The following is a 21620-nucleotide window of genomic DNA, read 5'->3' on the forward strand; positions in this document are numbered from 1 at the left end:
CACACAGCCGCGCACGGCCCGCGGGACGGCGTCGCGATGACCTGGGGCGACACCACCGGGAACCAGTCCGGCCCCGAGGACGCCAACGTGCCGACGCCGGGCGCCGGTTCGTCGGAACGCCTGCTCCCGGGCGACCCCCGGCAACTCGGCGCCTTCTACCTCGACGGCCGGCTCGGGGCCGGCGGTCAGGGCGTCGTGTACGAGGCCTACGGCCCCGACGGCACGCGGGTCGCCGTGAAGGCCCTGCACGGCGTGGGCGACGCCGACCGGGAGAACCTGCGCCGGGAGATCCGCGCTTGGCGCAGGGTGGCGCCGTTCTGCACGGCCAAGGTGCTGCACGACGAACTCGACAATTCGGTCCCGTTCGTCGTCAGCGAATACGTGGCGGGCTCCGACCTGCGGCGCGCCGTCGAATCCGGAGTCCCGTACGGGCCCGAGGAGTTGCGCCGCCTGGCGATCGGCGTCGCCACCGCGCTGGTGGCGATCCACCGGGCGGGGGTCGTCCACCGGGACCTCAAGCCGGAGAACATCCTGCTGGCCCCCGACGGTCCGCGCGTGATCGACTTCGGCATCGCCCGGGTCCTGGAGGGCAGCGCCTCCGCCGGCCTGCCGATGGGCACCCTGCGCTACATGGCCCCCGAGCGCTACCGCGGCGCACCGGGCGACGGAGCGGTCGACGTGTGGGGCTGGGGCGCGGTCATCCTGTTCGCGGCCACCGGGCGCCACGCCTTCGACGGCGCCAACCCCGCCGTACTCGCCCGCCGGGTCGCCGACCACCACCCCGACACGTCCCGGCTGGAGGAGCCGCTGCGCTCCCTGGTCGCCGCGGCGCTGTCGAAGGACCCGGCCGGCCGGCCGACGTCGCAGGAACTCCTCCTGTCCCTGGCCGGCGGCGACGACCTGCTCGCCGCCGTGAAGTCGGCGGCGCTGGGCGCGCGCCGCGAACCTGCCGAGCCATCCCGGGCCGAGGTGGCCGAGGCGGTCTTCACCGGGCTCGACCCCGAGGCCCAGGAGGCGGTCTCCGCCGTCCTGCTGCGCCTGGTCGCGCCCGGCGAGCGCGCCGAGGACACGCTGCGCTCCGCCCGCAGGCCCGAGTTCGCCGACGACCGCACCCCCGAGTCGGCGGTGGACCGCGTCCTGGAGGCGTTCGCCCGCGCCGGAATCGTGGTGTGGGACGGCGACGCGGTCGCGTTGTCCAGCGCCGCGCTCATCCGGGCCTGGCCCCGCCTGCGGGCCTGGGTGGACGCCGAACGCGACGGCCTGGGCGTCCACCTGCGCCTGGCCGAGGACTCCCGGGCGTGGGACAGACACGGCCGCAAGAACGCCGACCTGTTGCACGGCACGGCGCTGGACCGCGCGCGGGACTGGGCCGCGACGGGCCGACGCCACCTCGCCCTCAACCGCACCGAGCGCGACTACCTCGACGCGGGAGCCCGCCACGTCCGCCGCCTCAGCCGCCGCCGGGCGCTGCTCGGCGCGTTTCTGGCCGTCCTGGTCGTCGTCGCCCTGCTCCTCGCGGCGCTGTTCACCGCCACACGCGAGGAGGCGAGGGACCGCCGGGCGGCGGCCGACTCCCGGGCACTGGCCCAGGCCGCGCAGGACACCACGGGACTCGACCCGGTCCAGGCCGCGATGCTCGCGATGGCGGGGTACCAGACCTCGCCGACGAAAGAGGCACGCAACCAGATGCTGCGGCAGTACATCGATCTCTTCGGGAACACCCGCGTGCTGTCCGGACTCCTCGGTACGATCGCCGACTTCGACATGAGCCGGGACGGCGACGTGGTGATCGCCCGCACCACACAGGGCCGGACGACGCTGTTCACCGGCGCCCTCTCCGACCGGGTGCGCACCCGCCCCATCGACCTGGGCTACGTGACCCACACGGTGGTCTCCCCGGACGGACGCCGGGCGGCCTTCGTCACCGTGGACGGCGACGCCGGCTGGTTCCCCGTCGACCCGTCGGCCGCCGACCCCGCCGGCGCGGTCCGTCGGCTGCCGCCCCTGCCCGGGCTGACGCCGGACGACGGCGACGGACCCGACGCCGTCGACATCTCACAGGACGGCACACGCGTCGCGGCACAGGTGGGGGAGCGCGTGGTCTGGTGGGACCTGGACGCCGGAACCCTCGCGGGCTCGTGGACCGCGCCCGAGCGGATCCCCTCGTTCTCCGGCGTCCGGTTCGGCCCCGACCGCGGGACGCTGCTGCTGCGCACGGTCGACGGCACCAAGGTCGGCGTGGCCGCCGTGGACGTCGCGATGGGCGTGACCAGGACCGTCGTCGAACCCGTGAACCAGGACGTCGTGCTCTCCGGGGACCGCACCGCCGCCGCGCTCTGCCGCCTGGAGGACACGGGGGACGGAGACAGGCGGTCGGTCTTCGTGCTGCGCCGCGTCGCCGACGGCGCCGAGCAGGGGCGGCCGTACCGCCGCTCCGACGGGTGCCACCTGCGCGGGGCGGACACGACCGGGCGCCACATCCTCGTCGAGGAACCCCTGCACAAGATGGCGATCGTCGACACGGACCAAGGCACGCTGCTCACCCGGCACCCGACGGCGGACGACTACACGCCGGCCGTCCAACTGGTCTCGGCCGCCGACGGACGGCTGCTCCTGGCCGGTCACACCGGCAGCCGGATCGAGTACTCCGAAGTCCCGGAGCACGAGGGCATCCTTGACTCCCGCGACCAGATCATCCTCGGCGACGGCAGCCGGACCGTCACGCTCCTCACCGACGGCAGCCTCCAGGTCCGCACCGTCGACGACAGCCGCCTGGTCGCCCAGGCACCCGGCCCCGGCGCCGCCTGGTCCGGCTCCGATCCGCTCCGGGTCAACCGGGAGCACACCCTCGTCGCGGTCCGCGAGGGCCCGAACGTCGTGGTGGTGCGCGACACGACGGACCTGCGGACGACGGCACGCCTCACCACGGCCATGCCACCGGACGCGAGCCGGGACGCGGTGGACTACAGCTACTCCTTCGACCGGACGAGCCGCCTGGTGACCGTCTCCGGCACGCTCGTCCAGCAGTGGGACACCGGAACCGGCGCCCTGCTCGCGTCGTTCGACGTCGGCACGCTCCTCCCCCGGGACAGGGCGCGCGAACCGGTGTGGAGCGCCGGCCCCCACACCGGGGAGGACCAGATATCCGTCGTGATCCACGGCGACCCCGCGATCCGCATCGTCGACCTGGCCACCGGCCGCACCGCGATGTCGGTGGACACCGGCGTCACCGACGCGATCAGCGTCCAATTCGACCCCAGCGGACGGTACTTCGCGCTGCTGCGGCAGGGCGCCGTCCTCGAACTGTGGCGCCGCGACCCGCTGCGGAAGGAACTGGGCCCCCTGCCCGGCATCGCCCCCACGGCCACCAGCACGTGGATCGCGCAGTTCATCGACGACGAAGGCCACTACATGGTCGGCGCCAACGACGCGGTCCGCATCTACGAGGTCGGCCGCCAAACGTACACGGACTCCTACGACTTCGGCATGCCCGACAACAGCACCGACCAGGACCCCTTCTCCTTCGTCAGCGCCTCCAAGGACGGCGGCGTCCTCTCCTACAGCGCCCCCAACGGCATGGGCGCCACCCTCGTCCTCGACCCCGACGCCTGGCACGACGACCTGTGCGGCATCATCGGCAACCGCTCCTTCACCGCCGACGAACGCGACAGCCTCCCGGTCCGCATCCCCACCCAGCCCATCTGCCCCCACCCGCACGCCTCCCCGACACCCTCCGCGACGGCGGGCCACGGAACACCCGCGAAGGCCGCCGCGCCGGGGGCGACACCGGGACGCACCGCGCGGACGCGGCGCCGCGCGATCACGTACCGGAGCGCGTGAACCGGGTATGCCCGGCGCCGCGCCCCCGCCGGAGCGCCGGAGGAGGCCGCCGCCCGTTCGACCTGGGCTCCAGTCGCCGCCGAGGGCGCGTCGAGTGGGGCGGGTGAGGCTCGTTGCGGTCGAGTCGGCGTGAGGAGTCCCATGGTCACGGCACCTGTCACCCTGGTCACTGGTTCGTCGTCCGGGATCGGCGCGGCGGTCGCACGGCGCGCCGCCGCGGCCGGGCACCGGGTGGTGGTGAATTCGGTGCGGTCGGCGGACGCGGGCAAGCAGCTCGCCGCCGAACTGCCCGACGCGCTCTACCTCCAGGCCGACATCGCCGACGACGAAGGCGCCCGCGCACTCGTCGACGCCGCGGTCGAGCACTACGGGCGGCTCGATGTCGTCGTCAACAACGCCGGGGTCAGCCGCTTCGTGGCCCACCACGACTTCGCGGGCGCGACGCCGGAGCTGTGGCGCGACATCCTCGGGGTCAACGTGATCGGCACGTGGCTGGTCTCGACCGCCGCGGCCCCGCACCTGGCCCGGGACGGCGGCGGCACCATCGTCAACATCTCGTCGATCGCGGGTGTGCGCCCGGCCGGCAGCTCGATCCCGTACGCGGTGAGCAAGGCCGCCGTCAACCACATGACGCGCCTGCTCGCGGGAGTGCTCGGCCCGGAGGTCCGCGTCAACGCGGTCGCCCCGGGCCTCGTCGACACCCCGTGGACGGCCGGCGAGGCGTTCGCCCCGATCCGCGAGCAGGTCGCCGCGCTGGCACCGCTCCGCCGCGTCGGTACGACGGACGACGTGGCCGACGCCGTGTGGGGCCTCGTCGAATTCCCGTACACCACCGGCGAAGTGGTGCTGGTGGACGGCGGCGCACACCTGCGCTGACCACCCCTCGCACGTTCCACGGCACCGCCTTCCACCGGACCGCACAGACTGGAGTCGACCGATGCAACTCGCCGTCAACCTTCCTCTCGACGACGCCGTCGGAACGGCCCAGGCCGCCGAAGGCCTCGGTTACGCGGCCGTCGTGGCCCCCGAGGGCCACCGCGGCGACGCCGCCTCGGTGCTCGGCCTCGTCGCGGGCCGGACCGAAAGGGTGGCCCTGCTGTCGGGGGTCATGCAGATCCCCGCGCGCGCCCCCGGCCTCGCCGCGCTCACCGCCGCGACCCTGGACACGGTGTCCGGCGGACGGTTCCGTCTCGGCCTCGGCGTCTCCAACCCCGACGTGTCGGAGGGCTGGTACGGCGTGCCCTTCGACCGGCCGCTGGAACGCACCCGGGAGTACTTCGCCATCGTGCGCGCCGCGCTGGCCGGCCAGGCCGTGGACTTCGCGGGCGAGCACTACCGGCTGCCGCCCACCGGACACGCGGCGGAACCGCTCCGGCTGCTCGCGGAGCGGTTCCCGGTCCCCGTGCCGCTGCTGCTCGCCGCGGTCGGCACGCGCAATGTGCGGCTCGCGGGCGAGATCGCCGACGGGTGGATCGGCGCCCTCGCGTCGCCGCTGACCCTGCCCGCCTCGCTGGCGCTGCTGCGCGAGGGCCGCAAGGAGGCCGGCCACGACGGACTCGACGGCTTCGAGGTCGTCGCGAGCGTCCCGGTCGTCCCCGCTCCCGATCCGGACACCGCCGCGAACGCCGTACGCCCGTTCCTCGCCCGGTTCATCGGCCTGGGGGCCAAGGAGCGCAACTTCTTCCACGCGCTCGCCGGGCGCCTGGGCTACGCGGAGCAGGTCGGCCGCGTCCACGACCGCGTGCACGCCGGCGACCTGCCCGGCGCCGCCGCCGCGATCCCCACCGACCTCGTCGACCAGACCTCGCTGCTCGGCGACACCGCGCGCATCGCCGAGGGCATGCGCGCCTACGCCGAAGCCGGCGTGACCCTCCTCAACATCCTGCTCCCGGTCACCGCCACCACCCCGGAGTCGCGCCTCGCCGTCCTCCGCACCGCCGCCGAAGCCCTCGAACGCTCCGGGGTGGCCGGGTAGCGGACCGGATGGGCCGGGGCCGAAAAGGAGCCTCGGCCCGGGCTCGCCCCTCCCCGGTCCCTTCCTCTCCTTCCGGTCGGCCCGGTCGCGGCCCGGAGCCCGGGCCCGTCGGGCACCGCCGTGCCGACGGGCCCGGGGCGCGACGAGACGGGCGCGCCCTACGGCAGGACCGTGTGCACCGGGGTGTAGGCGGTGAAGAAGGGGCCTTCGACGCCTTCGATCCTCGCCAGTTCCTTGCGCATGACTTCCTTGCCGGGGTGGTTCGCGAAGTCGCGCATGTAGACCTCTTCGCTGGTCCACTGCGCGTAGTTGAACACGCGGGTGCCGTCGGAGCTGATGTGGAAGGTCGCGGACAGGAAGCCCTCGCCGCGGTTCTCTATCGGCCCCTGGTTGCCGCGTATCAGCAACTCGACGACCTGCTGGGCCTGTTCGCGTCCCGGGACGTGAAAGACCGCGGTGGCCACGAAGCCGACATCGGGACGGGAGGTATCGGGCATGGGTGCCCCTCCAGATGATTCCGGTGGATGGGTTGCTCGGATCACCGGTTTGCGCCGGTGATCCCGTGGCGGCCGGTCACGACGGCCGACCCGCGACGCGCGCGTAGTCGGCCACCGCCGTTTCGAAGCGCAGCATCGTGTGGGACGCCAGGGTGTTGATGTCGCGCCACGACCGCTGGATGCGGTTGGCATGGGCCTGGGCACGTGTTCCGCCGGCACGAAGGACACGCCCCGCCGCGCTCACGAGCAAGTCGGCCGCGACCGCGCAGTCGCGTCCGGCACGTGCGGTTTCCGCGGCGGTCAGCGTCCCCCGGTCCGCGGTGGCCGCGACCCGTTCCAGGAGCAGCCGGGCCGCATCCGCCTCTCCCGCGGCCCGGGCGAGCCCCACGAGGGACGCGGGCGCCTCGGCACCGACGGTCGGCCTGCCGCGTTCCCAGGCCTGGGTCCAACCCGTGTCCAGGGCCGCGGTGATCGCCCCGAGCGCGGGGGCCGCGAACCCCAGGCCGTTGACGGCCTTGATCGGCACGCTGTGGCACGCGGCGGTCTCCTCGGCGGAGGATCGCACCCCGGCCATGAGGTCGTCGCGCGCGAAGGACCGGTGCGCGGGCACCGCGGTCTCGTCCAGGACGAGCGTGTGGCTGCCCGTACCGCACATCCCGACGCTGTCCCATGTCCTCTCTATTCGGTACGCGGCGCGCGGCACCGCGAAGAACCGTGCCTCGGCGGGCCGTTCGCCGTCCGTAGCGCTCGTGGGGGCGACCGCGCAGACCAGGGCCCAGTCCGAGTACTCGACGGCGCTGATGTTGGGCCAGCGCCCGTGGACGCGCCAGCCGCCGGGCTCGGGTTTGGCGCGTCCGACCGGTATCAGGCCGCCGACGAGCACCGTGTCGGGGCCGTTCTCCCAGACGTCGTCGCGGCCCTCCTTCGGCAGGTGGGCGGCCATGCGTCCGGCGGAGGCGGTCAGGGACGCGCACCAGCCGGCGGAGGTGCACGACTCGGCGACCGCTTCGACCGCGTGCAGCATCTCGGTGAAGGTGCCGGCCCGGCCGCCGTACGCGGTGGGGACGAAGTGGCGGGCGAACCCGGCGGCGACCAGGGCTTCGGCCACCTCGGGTGCGAGGGTTCCTTCCTGCTCGTGCCGGTCCGCGAACCGCGCGGCCAGCAAAGCCGCTTCGCGGATCGACGAGGGCACGGTACGTGGGGCTGCGACCCGTTCGGTCACGTGGCCTCCTCGGTGCGTGGGCCGGTAGCGGCGGTCAGCCGCCGGTGGGGATGGATTGCGCGTGCCGGAAGATCCCGCGCGGGTCGTGGCGTGCCTTGACCTGCCGGAGCCTGGGCAGGTTGCCGCCGTAGTAGAGGGACGCCCAGGGCACCCCCGAGGTATTGGAGTCGGCGTCCCCGGCGGCGGTGTCGGGGTAGTTGATGTAGCAGCCGTTCGTGGCCTCGCCCGGGACGGGGACGCCGCCCGTGGCGGCGTACACGTCGCGGTAGAAGTCCCGGGCCCAGGCGGTGTGCAGGGCGTCCTCGGCGGGGTCCTGCCACACGCTCTGGTAGAGGAGCTTGAAGATGCTGTCGCGCTGGAAGGTGGCGGTGTCGGTCGGGGCGACCGCGTCGACCCGGCCGCCCATGAAGTTGACGACGACCATCGAGGTGCGGTTGGTGTAGCCGTCGAGGGTCAGGTGCCGGTACATCTTCGCGACGTGCTCGTCGGGGACGCCGGTGCGCATGTGGGTGCTGTGGTGGGCGCTGCGCTGCACCGGCGCGGTGACGTCGGGGGAGACGGTGCCGAGGTAGCGGGTCGCGCGCAGCCAGGGCAGGCGGCGGGGTTTGACGAGGGGCGCGGTGGCGTCCGCCGGGGTGCGGGCCGGGGCGCCGACGCCGTCGGTGAGGGCGTTCAGGTAGTCGCCCAGCATGCGTTCGGCGTCGGGGCGGTCGGCGTCGATCTGCGTGACGATGTTGACCGTCCCCGCCGACTTGTGGCTGAGGGTGATCGAGCCGCTGAGCCCGGTGTACGGCGACTCGGGATCGCGGTTGGCCTCGTACCACCGGCCGACGTTGCCGACGAACCGCGTGAAACCGGCCTCGTCGAGGTCCGACCACGGCAACGCCATGACGTGGACGAGGACTTCGCGCGGCGGGACGGGCAGCAGCGCCCGGGGGTCGGAGCCCCGGGCGCCGGGGGAGCGGAACCAATAGCGCGTCACGACGCCGAAGTTGCCGCCTCCTCCTCCCGTGTGCCCCCACCACAGGTCGTGGTTGGGGTCGCGCGGGTCGCGGGTGGCGACGACGGCGCGGGCGGTGCCGCCGGCGTCGACCGTGACCACCTCGACCGCGTGCAGATGGTCGACGGTGAGCCCGTGCCGCCGCGAGAGCAGGCCGAAGCCGCCGCCCTGCACGTGGCCGCCGACACCGACCGAGTAGCACAGGCCGCCCGGGATGGTGACGCCCCAGCCCTTGTAGAGCGTGTCGTACACGTTGAGCAGCGTGGCGCCGGCCTCGACCATGAACGCGCCCATGTCCGCGTCCCACCCGACGGCGTGCATGCCGGACATGTCGATGACCACCCGCACGTCCGGGTGGTAGACGAAGTCGGCGAGGCAGTGGCCGCCGCCGCGCACCGAGATGCGGCGGCCGGTGCGGACGGCGTCCTGGACCGCCTGGACGACGTGCGCGGTGGTGCCGGGGAGCCGTACGGCGTCCGGGCGGCCGACCCAGCGCTGGTTGACGCCCGTGGTCAGCTCGGCGTAGCGCGGGTCGTCGGGACCGACGGTGAACGGGCCGAACGACGCGCGGTGCGAGCCGGCCTGCCCGGTCGCCGCCGGTGCGGCGGTGGCCCGGCCGCCGAGGCCGGCGGTGATGCCGGCCGCGCCGACTGCCGCGATCAGCCCTCTGCGCGTCGGTCGTACGTGCGATGCCATTCCGTGGCACTCCTTCGCTTCTCGGGGGCCGGACCGGCCGTCCGACGGCCCCGCGGGGTGCGGATCACGCTGCCGTTGTCCGGTCGTGCGGCGCTGCACGGGCGCTGGAGCCGGGGTCCATCGGGAGAGGCCGGACGCCGCCTGCCGCCGCGCCGTCGTTCAGGGCGTCGCGGCACGGTCCTCGTCGGTGCGGTGCGACCGGGTGGTCCACGCGTGGGAGAGGGCGGACGCGTACGTCTCGCGGGGCTGGGCGCCGGCGACGCCGACGCGGCCGTCGACGACCACGAAGGGGACCCCGCTGAGTCCGATGCTCAGCCCTCGGCGCACGTCGTCGCGGACGGAGTCGGCGTGCTCGTCGCCGGCCAGCACACCGGCGGCCTCGCCGGTGTCCAGCCCGGCCTCGCCCGCGAGTTCGAGCAGGGTCTCGTGGTCGGCGATGTTGCGCCCCTCGCGGGCGTACGCGGCGGTGAGCAGTTCCAGCAGCGTGCGCTGGGTATCGGGGCCGCCCCGGTGCAGCGCGTGGTGCAGGAGACGGTGGGCGTCGAAGGTGTTGACGGGCCGGGCCTGGGCGAAGCAGAACTCCAGGCCGTCGGCCGCGGCGAGTTCCTCGACCTGGCCCGCGCGGGCGAGGGCGCGGTCGAGGGTGCCGCCACCCCGCCGGACCATCGACTCGGGCAGCGTCTCGACGCCGTCGACGGTCGCGCCGGGGTCGAGTTCGTAGGCGCGCAGGATCACCTCGACGCTGTCGCGGTGCGGGAACTCGTCCAGTGCGGCTTCCAGGCGCCTCCGCCCGATGGCACACCAGGGGCAGACGACGTCGGACCAGATTTCGACGGTCATCTCGGGCATCTCGGTCTCCTCGGTCGCGATTCACAGCAGCGGAATGATTGGATCGGAGCGCTCAGCTCCGATCAGACTCCTCAGTCGGGAGAGCCACGTCAAGCCCGCCGCCCGGTGCGCGGCGAAAAGGCTTGCGGTTCCCGGCGCACCGGGAACCGGTGGGCCCTTCTCCTAGGCCTTGCCGGACGCCAGGTCGTCCCATTGCGGGCCGGGGCCCGGCAGTTCGCGGGAGGCCCGGTCGGCGGTGCCGCTGCCCGGCTCGGCGAGGCCGTCGAGCAGGACCTCCAGGTAACGCAGTTGGAGCTGGCGCTCGCGCTTGACGTCCGGTCCGTGAGGGGGCTTGACGTGGCGGAGGGCGAGACAGATGTCCGCCGACGTGACCTCGCGGCGCAGGGCTCCGTCGCGTCGGGCGTCGGCGACGATCCGGTCTATCGCGGCGCGCAGGCTGCCGCCGGAGTCGCGGAACGCGGCCCGGGCCTGCTCGTGCTCGGCCACCTGCGCGAAAAGCGAGCCGACGCCGGAGTGCAGCATCGCGCGCATCAGGCGGCGCAGTGCGGACCAGCCGTCGGGTTCCTCGGCCAGTGCGGTCAGCGCCTCGTCGGCGGCCTCGTCCATACACGCCGCGAACATCGCGGCGAACAGCTCGTCCTTGCTCGCGTATCTGCGGTAGATGCTGCCCATACCGAGGCCGGAGCGCTTCGACACGGCGGAGATGGGGGCGTCCCACCCCTGCTCGATGAAGACATCGCGCGCGGCGGTGAGGACGATGTGGTCGTTGCGGTCCGCTTCGGAGCGGCGACCGCCGGGTGTGGGGTTTCGAGCCATGACCCAAATTTTACTCTGGACCGGAGCATTCTGGTCCACCTATTGTGGAGCAGAGCGCTCCGGTCCAAATTCTTATCCCGGGAGGGACCCCTTGTCCGAGCCATCCACCGCCACGCCGACGACCCGCGAACGCGTGGTCCCGCCGTGGCTGGTGCTCACGGTGTGCTGTACCGCCCAGTTCATGGCCACCCTCGCGGTGTCGATCGTGAATGTCGCGTTACCGGAGATCAAAGACAGCCTCGGTTTCAGCTCCAGCGACCTGCAGTGGGTGGTCAACGCCTACGCGGTGACCTTCGCCGGGTTCCTGCTGCTCGGCGGGCGCCTGATCGATCTCCTCGGCCGCCGGCGGGTCTTCGTCGTCGGCATCGTGCTGTTCACCGCCGCGAGCCTGCTTGGCGGCCTCGCGCCCAACTCGGGCACGCTGGTGGTCGCCCGTGCCCTGCAGGGCCTGGGCGCGGCCGTGGTCACCCCCGCGAGCCTCGCGGTGCTCAGCACGTCCTTCACCGATCCCCGCGAGCGGGGCCGGGCCATCGGCATCTGGGGCGCGGTCGCGGGGGCGGGCGGTGCGTTCGGCGCACTCGCGGGTGGCGCGCTGACCAAACTCGACTGGCGCTGGACGCTGCTGGCCGACGTGCCCATCGGCGTCCTGGTCGCCGCCGGGACGCTCTACGCGATCCACGACCGGGGCACCGCCACCACGCGCGGCACGCTCGACATCCCCGGCGCCCTCGCGGTCACCGGCGGCGTTCTCGCGCTGGTGTACGGCCTGGTCCAGCCCGCCCGGCACGGCTGGGGTTCCGCGTACACGCTCGGCCCGGTCGCGGCCGGCCTGGTGCTCCTCGCCCTGTTCGCGGTGATCGAGGTGCGGTGGGCCACGACACCGCTGATGCGCCTCGGCATCCTGGCGTCGCGGCCGGTCTGGAGTGCGAACATCGTCGCGTTCGCCAGCGGCGCCGTGCTGTTCGCGATGTTCTACTTCGTCACGCTGCACCTGCAGTACGTTGTCGGCTACAGCCCCCTGAAGACCGGATTCGCGTATCTGCCGCTGGCGTTCGCGATCATCGTGCTGGCCCGGCTCGCCCCGCCGGTCATCACGCGGTACGGCACCCGCGCCGCACTCACCACGGGCATGGCGCTGATCGTCGTCGGCCTCGCCTGGCTGTCGCGGCTCGACGCGGACACGACCTTCGCGGCCGACATCCTCGGGCCGAGCATCCTGGTGGGTGCCGGGCAGGGGCTGGTCATGGCATCGTCCACGATCGCGGGGACGGCCGGGGTGGCGCCCCACGAGACAGGCCTCGCCTCGGGGCTGCTCAACGCGACACGGCAACTGGGCGGCGCGATCGGCCTCGCCGCCCTCACCACGGTGGCGAACTCCCGTACGGAGGACCGCCGCAAGGCCGCACACGCCGCGCAGGCCGGCCGGGACGCGCTGGCGTCCGGGTACGCGCTCGCCCTCGGCGTCGGAGCGCTGCTCGCCTTCGTGGGCTTGCTCGCCGCGACGCTCGCCCCCGGCCGGCCCCGCGGCGAGGAGCCGGCCGGCCGCCCCGCGCACGCCGGCCAGGACCAGGAGGCCCAGGCCGCGCGGCAGGGCTGACCGTCCGCCGCCGCTACCGGCCGCCGGAGAGCCGCAGGTCGTCACGGTGGATCGTCCGCGAACGGTTGAGCAACCGGCCGTCCTCGCGCACGAGTTCGTCCTCGACGAAGACCGTGGGCTCGAAGTCGACGGCGCCCGTCGCGTCGGTGCGGCTGACCACCGCCTGGTAGGTGACGTACAGCGAGCCGTCGGCGCGCGGTTCGACGAGCATCATGTCGAACCAGTGCCGCGGCACGAGGCCGGGCCGGAGCCCGAGCGCCGCTTTCGCGGCGGCGGCGATCTCGGCCCGGCCGCGCGGCGGCGCGCCCGTCGCGGAGGTGTGGTGGAACACTCCGTCGTCGGAGAACGTCTCGGCGAACTCCTCGGAATGCCCCTCGTCCAACAGGCGCATCTGCCGGACGTAGAAATACCGGACCTCGAGGTGCAGATCGGCGGAGACCACCGGCGACGGCCCGGCGGACGCGGTTTGCGACACGGTTTTCCTCCCTGGGATGCCTGGTGCGGTGGCCGCGAGGGCGGGCCGGTTCCCGTCGCACGGCACGGGCCCGAGGCCCGCACCCGGGTGGTGCGCGCGAGGGCCCGCGAGCCGTAGGGTGCCTGACGGGCGCCGGGGGCCGGTGAACCTTCGCGGCCACCGCACCCACGATCCTGCGGCGTCGCCGTCGGGCCGCGCTGGAGACGCGGTCGGGCGGCGCGCGAACGCCGGTGCGGTGGCCCGGAAGGCGTGCGGGTGCCGGTCGGACGGCGCGGGTCGACGCGCCGGGCGGCGCGCGAGCGCCCGCTGCTGCTCGCGCGGCGCTCCAGCCGGGTTCGAGGCCCGCCCGATCACGCGGTGCCAGCGTGAGGCGTGCAGCGGCGCGCACCGCACACGGCGGTGCCGCCCAGGACACCGAGCAGGAGGGCCGCACGACATGACCGCCCCGGCCACCGGGTCACCCCCGCGCAAACCCCACCAACTCGCCCACCACATCGCGGTGTCCGCGCCCGCGGACGAGGTCTACCGCCTGCTGGCGGACGTCTCGGGCTGGCCCGCGATGTTCGGCCCGACCGTGCACGTGGAACCACACGGCCCCCGCAACGAGCACGGCGAAGAGACCTTCACCATATGGGCGTTGACCGGTGACGACGTCAGCTCGTGGGCGTCGCGGCGGCAACTCGACCCCGCCGCACGGCGGATCGAGTTCCGCCAGACCGAACCCCCGGACCCGGTGACGGCGATGGGCGGCGCGTGGATCGTCGAACAGGGCCTGTACGGCGGCTCCGACGTCACCCTGCTGCACGATTTCGAGGTCGTCGGCGACGACGCGAAGACCGTCGACTTCGTCTGCGGCCTGGTCGACGCCAACAGCAAAGCCGAGCTGTCCGCGCTCCGCACCCGCGCCGAACTCGGCGGCGACGCCGACGCGTTGGTCTTCGGCTTCGAGGACAGCGTCGAGGTGCGCGGCAGCGCGGACGACGTCTTCTCCTTCCTGTGGCGCGCCGAGGCCTGGCCCGACGCGCTCCCGCACGTCGCCGCCGTCGACCTCACCGAGAAGGACGGCGTCCAGACCATGGACCTGCACGTCAACGAACCCGACGGCGGCACGCACGCGCTCCGCTCGGTCCGCGTCGCGCTGCCCGGGCACCGCATGGTCTACAAGCAGCTGGTGCTGCCGCCGGTCCTCGCGGTGCACACCGGCGAGTGGCGCGTGGCGGCCACCGCGACCGGGGCGACGGCGGTGTCGCGGCACACCTGCGTCCTGCGGCCCGAGGCGATCGAGCCGATGCTCGGCGCCGGCACCACGCTCGCCGAGGCGCGCGCCGCGGTCGAGCGCGCGGTCGGCGGCAACAGCTCCACCACGCTCACCCGGGCCCGCGCGTACGCCGAGGAGCGCGCGGGCGACGCGCTGCACGCCGTCCCGGGCAGGGGAGCGCGCCCGTGACCGCGCCCGGCCGGACCACCGCCGCGCCGCACACCCTCGAAGTCGCCGACGGCGTATTCGCCTACGTGCAACCCGACGGCGGCTGGTGCGTCAACAACGCGGGCATCGTGCGCGACGGCTCCTCGGCCGCGCTCGTGGACACCGCGGCCACCGTCGCCCGCGCCCGGGCCCTGCGCACGGCCGTCGAACGCCTCACCGCCGCGCCGCCCGAAGTCCTCGTCAACACCCACCACCACGGCGACCACTTCTTCGGCAACCAGGTGTTCGCGCCGCGCTCGCTCGTCGTCGCGCACGAATTGGCGCGCGTCGAGATGGCGCAGGCCGGGCTCGGCCTCACCGCGATGTGGCCGGACGTGGACTGGGGCGAGATCGACCTCACCCTGCCGGTCCTCACCTTCCGCGACCGCATCACCCTGCACACCGGCGCGCTGCGCCTCGAACTGATGCACGTCGGGCCCGCCCACACCACCAACGACGTCGTGGTGTGGGTGCCCGAACGCCGCGTGCTGTTCAGCGGCGACGTGCTGCTGTCGGGCGCGACGCCGTACTGCCTCATGGGGTCGATCGAGGGCTCGCTGCGCGCGGTCGAGCGGCTGCGGGGACTCGGCGCCACCACGATCGTGCCCGGCCACGGTCCGATCGGCGGCCCTGAACTCCTCGACGCCACACGGGATTACCTGGAGTGGGTCCGAAGCCTCGCCCGGGACGGCACCGCGGCCGGGCTGACCGCGCTGGAGATCGCCCGGGCGGCCGACCTGGGCCCGTTCTCCGAACTCCTGGACAGCGAACGCCTCGTGGGCAACCTGCACCGTGCCTGCGCGGAGTTGGACGCGCGCGACGACGAACTCGGGCGCCCCCTCGACGTGGTGGCGTCGTTCCGCGAAATGGTCGAGTTCCACGGCCGATTGCCGGACTGCCATGCCTGAACCCGGCACGACCCCGCGCACCGTCCTGCTCCTGCCGGGCCAGGGCTCGCAATACCCGCGCATGGGCGCCGGGCTGTACGGCCACGAACCGTGCTTCACCGCGTCCATGGACGACTTCTTCGCGGACTTCGGCGCGGCCGGCGGCCCGGCGGCCGAACTGCGCGGCGTCTGGCTCGGCACCGCGCCCGGCCCGCACGCGCGCGCGGCGGCGTCGGTGGACGAGGCGCGCTTCGCCCAACCGCTCCTGTACGCCGTCGGCATCGCCCTCGGGCGGGTGCTCGCCGCACACGGCGCCCGGCCCGACGTGCTCCTCGGACACAGCGTCGGCGAACTCGCGGCGGCGTCGCTCGGCGGCGTCCTCGACCCGCGCGACGGCGCGCGCGTCATGGGCGCGCGCGGACGGCTGATCGACCTGATCCCGCCCGGCGGCATGCTCGCGGTGGCCGCCGCACCCGAGCGGATGGCCGCGTACACCGGCTCCGAGGTCGTGATCGGCGCGGTGAACGGCCCACGCCAAACCGTTCTCGCCGGCCCCCGGGCACCGCTGCGCGAGGTCGAACTCGCGCTGCGCGCCGACGGGATCACGTGCCGGGCGGTCGGCGGCGACCGCCCGTTCCACAGCCCCGCCGCGCAGGCGGCGGCGGACGCGTTCGGGCGCGTACTCGCCGCAGTGCCCCTGCGCACACCGGCCACCCCGATCCAGTCGTCGGCGACCGCGGCGCCCGTCACCCCCGCGCAGGCGACCCGCCCGGGGTTCTGGGCCGGCCAGATCGCCGGCCCGGTCCTCTACTGGACCGCGTTGAGCGCGCTGCTGGCCGACCCGTACGCGTGGCGCCTGGTCGAGGCCGGCCCCGGCCACCAGATGGCCACGCCCGCCCGACTGCACCGGGCCGTCCGCCGCGGCGGCGGCACGGTCACCACGCTGCTCCCCGCGGAACCGGGCCCGCCGGAACGCGACCGCGACCACCTGGCACGGGCGTTGGAACAGTTGTCCGGCGTCCGCCAGCGGAGTTGAGCGGCACCGGCGGCCGGTCGGGAACGTGGGCCGCGACACGCTCCCGCCTCCCGACCGGCATCGCGCCGGTTCCGCCGGGGACTCGGCGAATCCGTTCCCTCGTTCGGCCGCGCGGCGTCAGGGCAGCGATACGACCAGCGCCGAGTTGAAGCCGCCGTGGCCCCGGGCGACGATCAGTGCCGTGCGGAGCGTGGCCGCGCGCGGGGTGTCGCGGACGAGATCGAGGCCCAAGTCGGGGTCGGGGTCGGTGATGCCGATCGTCGGGGGGACGACCTGGTCGCGGAGTGCGAGCAGGGCCGCCGCCACATCGACCGGCGGGCCGCCCGACAGCAGGCGTCCGGTCATCGTCTTCGGGGCGGTGACCGGCACGCCGCGTGGGCCGAAGACACGGCACAGGGCGTCGGCCTCCTCGCGGTCCGCGACGGGGTCCCCGGCCGCGTCGGCGAACACCACGTCGATCTCCTCGGGGCGCAGCCGCGCGTCCGCGAGTGCCGCGGTGATCGCCCGCCACGGGCCCCGGGGCCGGCCGGATCCGGGTGCCGGGTCGAACGCCGCGGCGTAGCCGGTGACTTCGCCGTACGCGCGGGTGCCGCCGCGGGCCCTGAAGGCGTCGGCGTCCTCCAGGACGAGGATCGCGCCGCCCTCGCCGGGCAGGTAGCCGTCGGCCCGACGGTCGAACGGTACGAACCGGTTCGCGCGGCTGAGGCGCCCGTGCGCGATCTGCGAGACCAGGGCGTACGGATTGAGCGGCGCCTCCATCCCCCCGGTGACCACCAGCGCCGTCCCGCGCCGCACATGCCGCCGGGCGTGGCCGATCGCGTCGAGCCCGGCCGCCTGGTCCGCGACCAGCACGCCGCTGGGCCCGCGCATGCCCTGGCGGATCGAGATCTGACCGGTGTTGACGGCGTAGAACCACGCGAAGCTCTGGTACGCGCTGACGTGGCTCGGCCCGCGCGTCCACAACTTCTGCACCTCGCCCTGGGTGAACTCGAAGCCGCCCGCGGCGTTCGCGGTCACCACGCCCATCGAGAAGTCGTCCAGCTCCCGGGGGTCGGCGCCGCTGTCGCGCACCGCCCAGTCCGCGGCGGCCAGCGCGAACCGCGTCATCGGGTCGGTCTGCGGCATCAGCCGGCTGGGGATGTGGTCCGCGGCCGTGAAGCCGGCGACCTGGCCGGCGTGGCTCGTGGGATAGCGCGAGGCGTCGTACGCCGCGACCGGGCCGATGCCGCCGCGCCCGGCGAGCACCGAGGCCCAGTACTCCTCGGTGCCGAGCCCGCCGGGGGCCAGGACGCCGATCCCGGTCACCAGGGCGCGCCCGCGCGCGCCGCCGGTGCCGCCCGCCGGAGCCTCCGCGGTCGTCGTGCCGGTCGTCGTGGCGGTGGCGGTGTCGGTCATCGGCCCTCCCCGGCGTCCACGCGGCGCAGCACCATCGCGCTCTGGAACCCGCCGAATCCGCTGCCGACCGACAGCGCGGTGTCGACGCGCTGCTCGCGCGCGTGCACCGGCACGTAGTCCAGGTCGAGTTCGGGGTCGGGCTCGGTGAGGTTGGCGGTCGGCGGGACCACGCCGTGCTCGATCGCCAGCGCGCACGCGGCGATCTCGATCGAGCCGATCGCGCCGAGCGAGTGCCCGATCATCGACTTGATCGAGCTGACCGGGGTCGCGTACGCGTGGGCGCCGAGCGCGCGCTTGAACGCCGCCGTCTCGTGGATGTCGTTCTGCTTGGTGGCCGACCCGTGCGCGTTGATGTAGTCCACCTCCGTGGGATCGGTGCGCCCCTCGTCGAGGGCGACGCGGATGGCCTCGGCCATCTCGCGGCCGTCCGGTTTGAGGCCGGTCATGTGGAACCCGTTGCAGCGCGCCGCGTATCCGCTGATCTCGGCGTAGATGTGCGCGCCCCGGCGCCGTGCGTGGCCCAGCTCCTCCAGGACGAGCATCGCCGCCCCTTCCGCGATCACGAACCCGCTGCGGCTGCGGTCGAACGGCCGTGAGGCGTGCTCCGGGTCGTCGTTGCGGGGCGTGGTGGCCTTGATCGCGTCGAAGCAGGCCACCGCGAGCGGTGAGATCGGGGCGTCGGCGCCGCCCGCGAGGACCACGTCGGCGCTGCCCTCGGCGATGAGGTCGCGCGCGTACCCGAGCGAGTCGAGGCCCGACGTGCAACCGGCGGAGATCATCCCGACCGGGCCCTCCGCACCGACCGCCCACGCGACCTCGGCGGCGAACGAGCTGGGCACGAGGTAGCCGTACAGGTGCGGGACGGCGGTCTCGGGGTCCAGGACCCACTTGCGGCCGGTGTCGCTGAGCACCACGTACTCCTCTTCGAGCCCGCAGGTGGCGCCGACCGCGCTGCCGAGGCTGACGCCGATCCGCCCCGGGTCGAGCGCGGCGGGTTCGAGGCCACTGTCGGCCAGCGCCTCGCGCGTCGAGACGACGGCGAGCTGCGCGGTGCGGTCCATGCGGCGGATCTCACGGTGGGTCAGCCCGTGCTCGGCCGGGTCGAAGTCGCACTCCGCCGCGACGCGCGAGCGGTACGCGGACGCGTCGAAGTGCGTGATCGTGCGGGTCGCGGTGCGCCCGGCGGTCAGCAGCTCCCAGAAGCCCTTGGTGCCGTGTCCGCCCGGCGCGGTGACCCCGATGCCGGTGACGGCGACGCGGCGGGTCACGGGACGAGCCTGGCGTTGAGGTAGTCGATGAAGCCGCGCGGCGTCGTGATGTCGTCGAGCGCGTCGTCGGGGATCGGCACGTCGAGGTGGTCCTGAAGCCGGACGGCGATCTCGTAGACGACCAGGGAGTCCATGCCGAGGTCGGTGAACTCGATGTCCAGGATGTCGCCGTCGAGGTCGACATCCGCGTCCGTCCCGACGCACTCGCGCAGGGTGCCGCGCAGTTCGTCGAGGGTGAAGTGCGCCATGAGGGCTCCGTCCCTAAGTGTCCCTGGGGGCCCGGGCCCTGAGTGGTCGTCAGGTCACCGGGGTCGCACGCGGGTTCGACCGCGACAGATCCGACAGTGCGCGACCCCGGTGGGGTGGCGCTGGAGCACGGATCGAGTCTGGGTCCTGCGCGTGGCGGCCCGTCCGTGCCGCAACCGCCGTGCGACCGGGGCGCGAGGCGGTTCTGCGAGCGTCCGGAGCCGACTGACGATGTGTCACGGAGGCTGCTGATGACGAGCAACGCCATGATGGCGACGGCCGCGGACCGCGGCGTCGCGCGGTACTCCCGGGTCCTCGGGTTCGGCGCCTACCGCCCCGAGCGGGTCATCACCAATGACGAGGTCATGACGTGGATCGACACGTCCGACGAGTGGATCACGGCCCGCTCGGGAATCACCGCGCGCCGCTTCGCGGGGCCCCACGAGGACCTGGAGACGATGGGCACGGCGGCCGGTGCGAAGGCGCTCGCGGCGGCCGGCGTCGAACCCGACGTGGTCGACTGCGTCATCGCGTGCAGCGCCACCCACCTGCGCCAAGTGCCGGGCATGGCACCGGAGGTGGCGCTGCGGCTGGGGGCCCGCGGCGCGGGCGCGTTCGACATCTCGGTGGGGTGTGCCGGGTTCTGCCACGGGTTGGGGATCGCCGACGCGCTCGTGCGCGCCGGCACCGCGACGCACGTCCTGGTGGTCGCGGCCGAGCGGCTGAGCGACATCACCGACCGGCACGACCGCTCGCTGGCGTTCCTGCTGGCCGACGGCGCCGGAGCCGCCGTGGTCGGCCCGGCCGACCGCCGCGCGATGGGCCCGGTGGTGATGAAGTCGGACGGCACGCAGCTCGCGGCACTGACGATGACCCGCGACTGGGGTGAGTTCCGCGACGATCCGTCGCTGCCGCCGCCGGTGTTGCGGATGGACGGGCGGCGCATCTTCCGCTGGGCGGGGGAGGAGTTGGCGCCGCTGTGCCGGCGCGCCCTCGACCGCGCGGGCGTCCCGGTCGACGCGCTGGCGGCGTTCATCCCGCACCAGGCCAACCTGCGCATCACCGAACTGGTCGCGAGTGTGCTGGGGCTCCCCGGCGGCGTCGTCCTGGCCGACGACATCCGCGTGGCCGGCAACACGTCGTCGGCGTCGATCCCGCTCGCCGTCGAGGCGCTGCGGGAGTCCGGGCGGGTCGGGACGGGCGACCTCGCCCTGATGGTCGGGTTCGGGGCCGGGCTGGCCTGCGCCGCACAGGTCGTCGAACTGCCGTAGCGCGGACCGCCCAGCCCCCGGGGCGACCGGTCAGCGCAGGGCGTCGGCCAGGTCGAGGGACAGCGGTACGGCCGCCGAGACGGGCGGGTCGAGGCGTGCGTCGTAGGTCAGCACGGCCTGGTGGAGCAGGCGCATGCGCGGCGAGGGCTCCAGCCCCAGCTCCTCGTCCAGGACGCGCCGCAGGTCCGCGAACGTCTCCAGGGCCTGGGCCTGCCGGCCGGACCGGTACAGCGCCAGCATCATCTGCGCCGCCAGGTTCTCGTTCGCGGGGTGCCGCGCGACCAATCCGCGCAGCTCGCTGAGGAGTTCGTGGTGGCGTCCGAGGCGCAGGTCGGCCTCGACGCACTCCTCGCGGATGTCGAAGCGGTGTTCCTCGAGGCGCACGAGATGGGCCCGCAGGATCGGGCCGGCGAAGATGTCGGCGAGCGGTTCGCCGCGCCACATCCCGAGGGCGGCGCGCAGTTGCGCGGAGGCCTCGGCGTCGTCGCCGCGGGCGAGCGCGGCGCGGCCGGACAGCACCCGGCATTCGAATTCGTCAAGATCCAGTTCCCCCGTGTCGACGTTGAGCAGGTAGCCGCGCTCCCGGGTCTCGAGTTTCTGGCGGGCGACCCCCGTGTTCGGGTGGGGAGTCGCCCGCCGCAAGGCGCGGCGCAGCAGCAGGACGTAGGTCTGGAGTGTGGAACGTGCGCTGCGGGGCGGTCGTTCGTCCCACAGCTCCTCGATGCAGGCGTCCGTCGAGACGACCTCGTTGGCGTTCAGGAGCAGCAGCGCGAGGAGTTGCCGCTGCTTCGGAGCCCTGGGGACGGATGCCCGGTCGGCCCCTTCCATGAGCAGCGGCCCAAGTATGCCGAATTTCACCGTGTTCCCCCAACCGGATGAATGGTCGTACCTGGAGCGAATCCGGAGCAACCGCCGGACGCTGCCAGACTAGCCGGGGAGCGGAGTGCTCCGATCAAACGTTGAGGTTAAGTCTGGGTTGCCGATCGATTCCCCCCGTTGTCCACGCACGGTCCCTCACGCATCCGGTAGCGCCCGGGCCGCGCTCCAGCGTCGCCCGAGGGCAGGCCAGCAGGCTCGTAGCCGTA

At 74.0% G+C, this 21620-nt stretch carries 18 protein-coding genes; 8 read left to right on the forward strand and 10 right to left on the reverse strand.

Annotation, left to right across the window (positions count from 1 at the left end; all coding sequences use genetic code 11):
• Positions 1 to 36: 36 nt before the first annotated feature.
• From LO772_RS34250 to LO772_RS34260, 3 genes are all read left to right on the forward strand, one after another.
• Positions 37 to 3840 carry a protein kinase domain-containing protein gene (locus tag LO772_RS34250; protein ID WP_231775930.1) on the forward strand — a complete coding sequence of 1268 codons (3804 nt, stop codon included), beginning with the start codon at positions 37 to 39 and terminating at the stop codon, positions 3838 to 3840.
• Between the two features lie 141 nt (positions 3841 to 3981).
• Complete coding sequence (locus LO772_RS34255; protein ID WP_231775931.1) at positions 3982 to 4716, forward strand: SDR family NAD(P)-dependent oxidoreductase; 735 nt, start codon at positions 3982 to 3984, stop codon at positions 4714 to 4716.
• 61 nt (positions 4717 to 4777) lie between these two features.
• Positions 4778 to 5815, forward strand: coding sequence for an LLM class flavin-dependent oxidoreductase (locus tag LO772_RS34260; protein ID WP_231775932.1), 1038 nt, complete (start codon positions 4778 to 4780; stop codon positions 5813 to 5815).
• Between the two features lie 158 nt (positions 5816 to 5973).
• Here LO772_RS34260 and LO772_RS34265 read toward each other — a convergent pair whose 3' ends face one another.
• From LO772_RS34265 to LO772_RS34285, 5 genes are all read right to left on the reverse strand, one after another.
• The gene (locus tag LO772_RS34265) at positions 5974 to 6312 is read right to left on the reverse strand and encodes an antibiotic biosynthesis monooxygenase (RefSeq protein ID WP_231775933.1); all 339 of its coding nucleotides are present in this window, start codon (positions 6310 to 6312) and stop codon (positions 5974 to 5976) included.
• A 76-nt stretch (positions 6313 to 6388) separates the two neighbouring features.
• Entirely contained in the window at positions 6389 to 7534 is a 1146-nt protein-coding gene (locus LO772_RS34270) for an acyl-CoA dehydrogenase family protein (RefSeq protein ID WP_231775934.1), read from the reverse strand.
• A gap of 34 nt (positions 7535 to 7568) precedes the next feature.
• A complete protein-coding gene (locus tag LO772_RS34275) occupies positions 7569 to 9230 on the reverse strand; it encodes an FAD-binding oxidoreductase (protein WP_231775935.1) in 1662 nt (553 codons plus the stop codon).
• A gap of 159 nt (positions 9231 to 9389) precedes the next feature.
• Positions 9390 to 10079 carry a DsbA family oxidoreductase gene (locus LO772_RS34280; protein ID WP_231775936.1) on the reverse strand — a complete coding sequence of 230 codons (690 nt, stop codon included), beginning with the start codon at positions 10077 to 10079 and terminating at the stop codon, positions 9390 to 9392.
• A gap of 162 nt (positions 10080 to 10241) precedes the next feature.
• On the reverse strand, positions 10242 to 10895 hold the full coding sequence (locus tag LO772_RS34285) for a TetR/AcrR family transcriptional regulator (protein ID WP_231775937.1): 654 nt from the start codon (positions 10893 to 10895) through the stop codon (positions 10242 to 10244).
• A 91-nt stretch (positions 10896 to 10986) separates the two neighbouring features.
• Between LO772_RS34285 and LO772_RS34290 the strand changes: the two genes are divergently transcribed.
• Entirely contained in the window at positions 10987 to 12492 is a 1506-nt protein-coding gene (locus LO772_RS34290; protein ID WP_231775938.1) for an MFS transporter, read from the forward strand.
• A 13-nt stretch (positions 12493 to 12505) separates the two neighbouring features.
• Here LO772_RS34290 and LO772_RS34295 read toward each other — a convergent pair whose 3' ends face one another.
• Entirely contained in the window at positions 12506 to 12967 is a 462-nt protein-coding gene (locus LO772_RS34295; RefSeq protein ID WP_231775939.1) for a nuclear transport factor 2 family protein, read from the reverse strand.
• Positions 12968 to 13403: 436 nt separating this feature from the next.
• On the opposite strand from LO772_RS34295, the gene LO772_RS34300 reads away from it, so the two are divergent.
• The 3 genes from LO772_RS34300 to LO772_RS34310 are packed head-to-tail and all read left to right on the forward strand — an operon-like array spanning position 13404 to position 16355.
• Positions 13404 to 14414 (forward strand): aromatase/cyclase, encoded by a 1011-nt coding sequence (locus LO772_RS34300; protein ID WP_231775940.1) that lies wholly within the window; start codon positions 13404 to 13406, stop codon positions 14412 to 14414.
• Positions 14411 to 15340: an MBL fold metallo-hydrolase gene (locus LO772_RS34305; RefSeq protein ID WP_231775941.1), complete on the forward strand. Its 930-nt coding sequence runs from the start codon at positions 14411 to 14413 to the stop codon at positions 15338 to 15340. The genes LO772_RS34300 and LO772_RS34305 overlap by 4 nt, the downstream gene beginning before the upstream one ends.
• The gene (locus LO772_RS34310) at positions 15333 to 16355 is read left to right on the forward strand and encodes an acyltransferase domain-containing protein (RefSeq protein WP_231775942.1); all 1023 of its coding nucleotides are present in this window, start codon (positions 15333 to 15335) and stop codon (positions 16353 to 16355) included. The genes LO772_RS34305 and LO772_RS34310 overlap by 8 nt, the downstream gene beginning before the upstream one ends.
• Before the next feature lie 117 nt (positions 16356 to 16472).
• Here the strand turns inward: LO772_RS34310 and LO772_RS34315 are convergent, their stop codons facing one another.
• Genes LO772_RS34315 through LO772_RS34325 form a run of 3 tightly spaced genes read right to left on the reverse strand, consistent with a single transcriptional unit; the run spans position 16473 to position 19266 of the window.
• Positions 16473 to 17750 (reverse strand): ketosynthase chain-length factor, encoded by a 1278-nt coding sequence (locus tag LO772_RS34315; RefSeq protein WP_231775943.1) that lies wholly within the window; start codon positions 17748 to 17750, stop codon positions 16473 to 16475.
• Positions 17747 to 19018 carry a beta-ketoacyl-[acyl-carrier-protein] synthase family protein gene (locus LO772_RS34320; RefSeq protein WP_231775944.1) on the reverse strand — a complete coding sequence of 424 codons (1272 nt, stop codon included), beginning with the start codon at positions 19016 to 19018 and terminating at the stop codon, positions 17747 to 17749. The genes LO772_RS34315 and LO772_RS34320 overlap by 4 nt, the downstream gene beginning before the upstream one ends.
• Complete coding sequence (locus LO772_RS34325) at positions 19015 to 19266, reverse strand: acyl carrier protein (protein ID WP_231775945.1); 252 nt, start codon at positions 19264 to 19266, stop codon at positions 19015 to 19017. The genes LO772_RS34320 and LO772_RS34325 overlap by 4 nt, the downstream gene beginning before the upstream one ends.
• 249 nt (positions 19267 to 19515) lie before the next feature.
• On the opposite strand from LO772_RS34325, the gene LO772_RS34330 reads away from it, so the two are divergent.
• Complete coding sequence (locus LO772_RS34330) at positions 19516 to 20535, forward strand: beta-ketoacyl-ACP synthase 3 (protein ID WP_231775946.1); 1020 nt, start codon at positions 19516 to 19518, stop codon at positions 20533 to 20535.
• A 30-nt stretch (positions 20536 to 20565) separates the two neighbouring features.
• Here LO772_RS34330 and LO772_RS34335 read toward each other — a convergent pair whose 3' ends face one another.
• Complete coding sequence (locus LO772_RS34335; RefSeq protein WP_231775947.1) at positions 20566 to 21393, reverse strand: AfsR/SARP family transcriptional regulator; 828 nt, start codon at positions 21391 to 21393, stop codon at positions 20566 to 20568.
• Between the last annotated feature and the right edge of the window lie 227 nt (positions 21394 to 21620).

The sequence above is a fragment of the Yinghuangia sp. ASG 101 genome (genome assembly GCF_021165735.1).
In the GTDB taxonomy this organism is placed as follows: domain Bacteria; phylum Actinomycetota; class Actinomycetes; order Streptomycetales; family Streptomycetaceae; genus Yinghuangia.

Excerpts from the sequence above, each read along its gene's own strand:
- LO772_RS34255 (WP_231775931.1), top strand. The coding sequence starts at position 3,982 with ATGGTCACGGCACCTGTCACCCTGGTCACTGGTTCGTCGTCCGGGATC.
- LO772_RS34285 (WP_231775937.1), bottom strand. The coding sequence starts at position 10,895 with ATGGCTCGAAACCCCACACCCGGCGGTCGCCGCTCCGAAGCGGACCGC.
- LO772_RS34250 (WP_231775930.1), top strand. The coding sequence starts at position 37 with ATGACCTGGGGCGACACCACCGGGAACCAGTCCGGCCCCGAGGACGCC.
- LO772_RS34310 (WP_231775942.1), top strand. The coding sequence starts at position 15,333 with ATGCCTGAACCCGGCACGACCCCGCGCACCGTCCTGCTCCTGCCGGGC.
- LO772_RS34315 (WP_231775943.1), bottom strand. The coding sequence starts at position 17,750 with ATGACCGACACCGCCACCGCCACGACGACCGGCACGACGACCGCGGAG.
- LO772_RS34325 (WP_231775945.1), bottom strand. The coding sequence starts at position 19,266 with ATGGCGCACTTCACCCTCGACGAACTGCGCGGCACCCTGCGCGAGTGC.
- LO772_RS34275 (WP_231775935.1), bottom strand. The coding sequence starts at position 9,230 with ATGGCATCGCACGTACGACCGACGCGCAGAGGGCTGATCGCGGCAGTC.
- LO772_RS34260 (WP_231775932.1), top strand. The coding sequence starts at position 4,778 with ATGCAACTCGCCGTCAACCTTCCTCTCGACGACGCCGTCGGAACGGCC.
- LO772_RS34300 (WP_231775940.1), top strand. The coding sequence starts at position 13,404 with ATGACCGCCCCGGCCACCGGGTCACCCCCGCGCAAACCCCACCAACTC.
- LO772_RS34280 (WP_231775936.1), bottom strand. The coding sequence starts at position 10,079 with ATGCCCGAGATGACCGTCGAAATCTGGTCCGACGTCGTCTGCCCCTGG.
- LO772_RS34330 (WP_231775946.1), top strand. The coding sequence starts at position 19,516 with ATGACGAGCAACGCCATGATGGCGACGGCCGCGGACCGCGGCGTCGCG.
- LO772_RS34265 (WP_231775933.1), bottom strand. The coding sequence starts at position 6,312 with ATGCCCGATACCTCCCGTCCCGATGTCGGCTTCGTGGCCACCGCGGTC.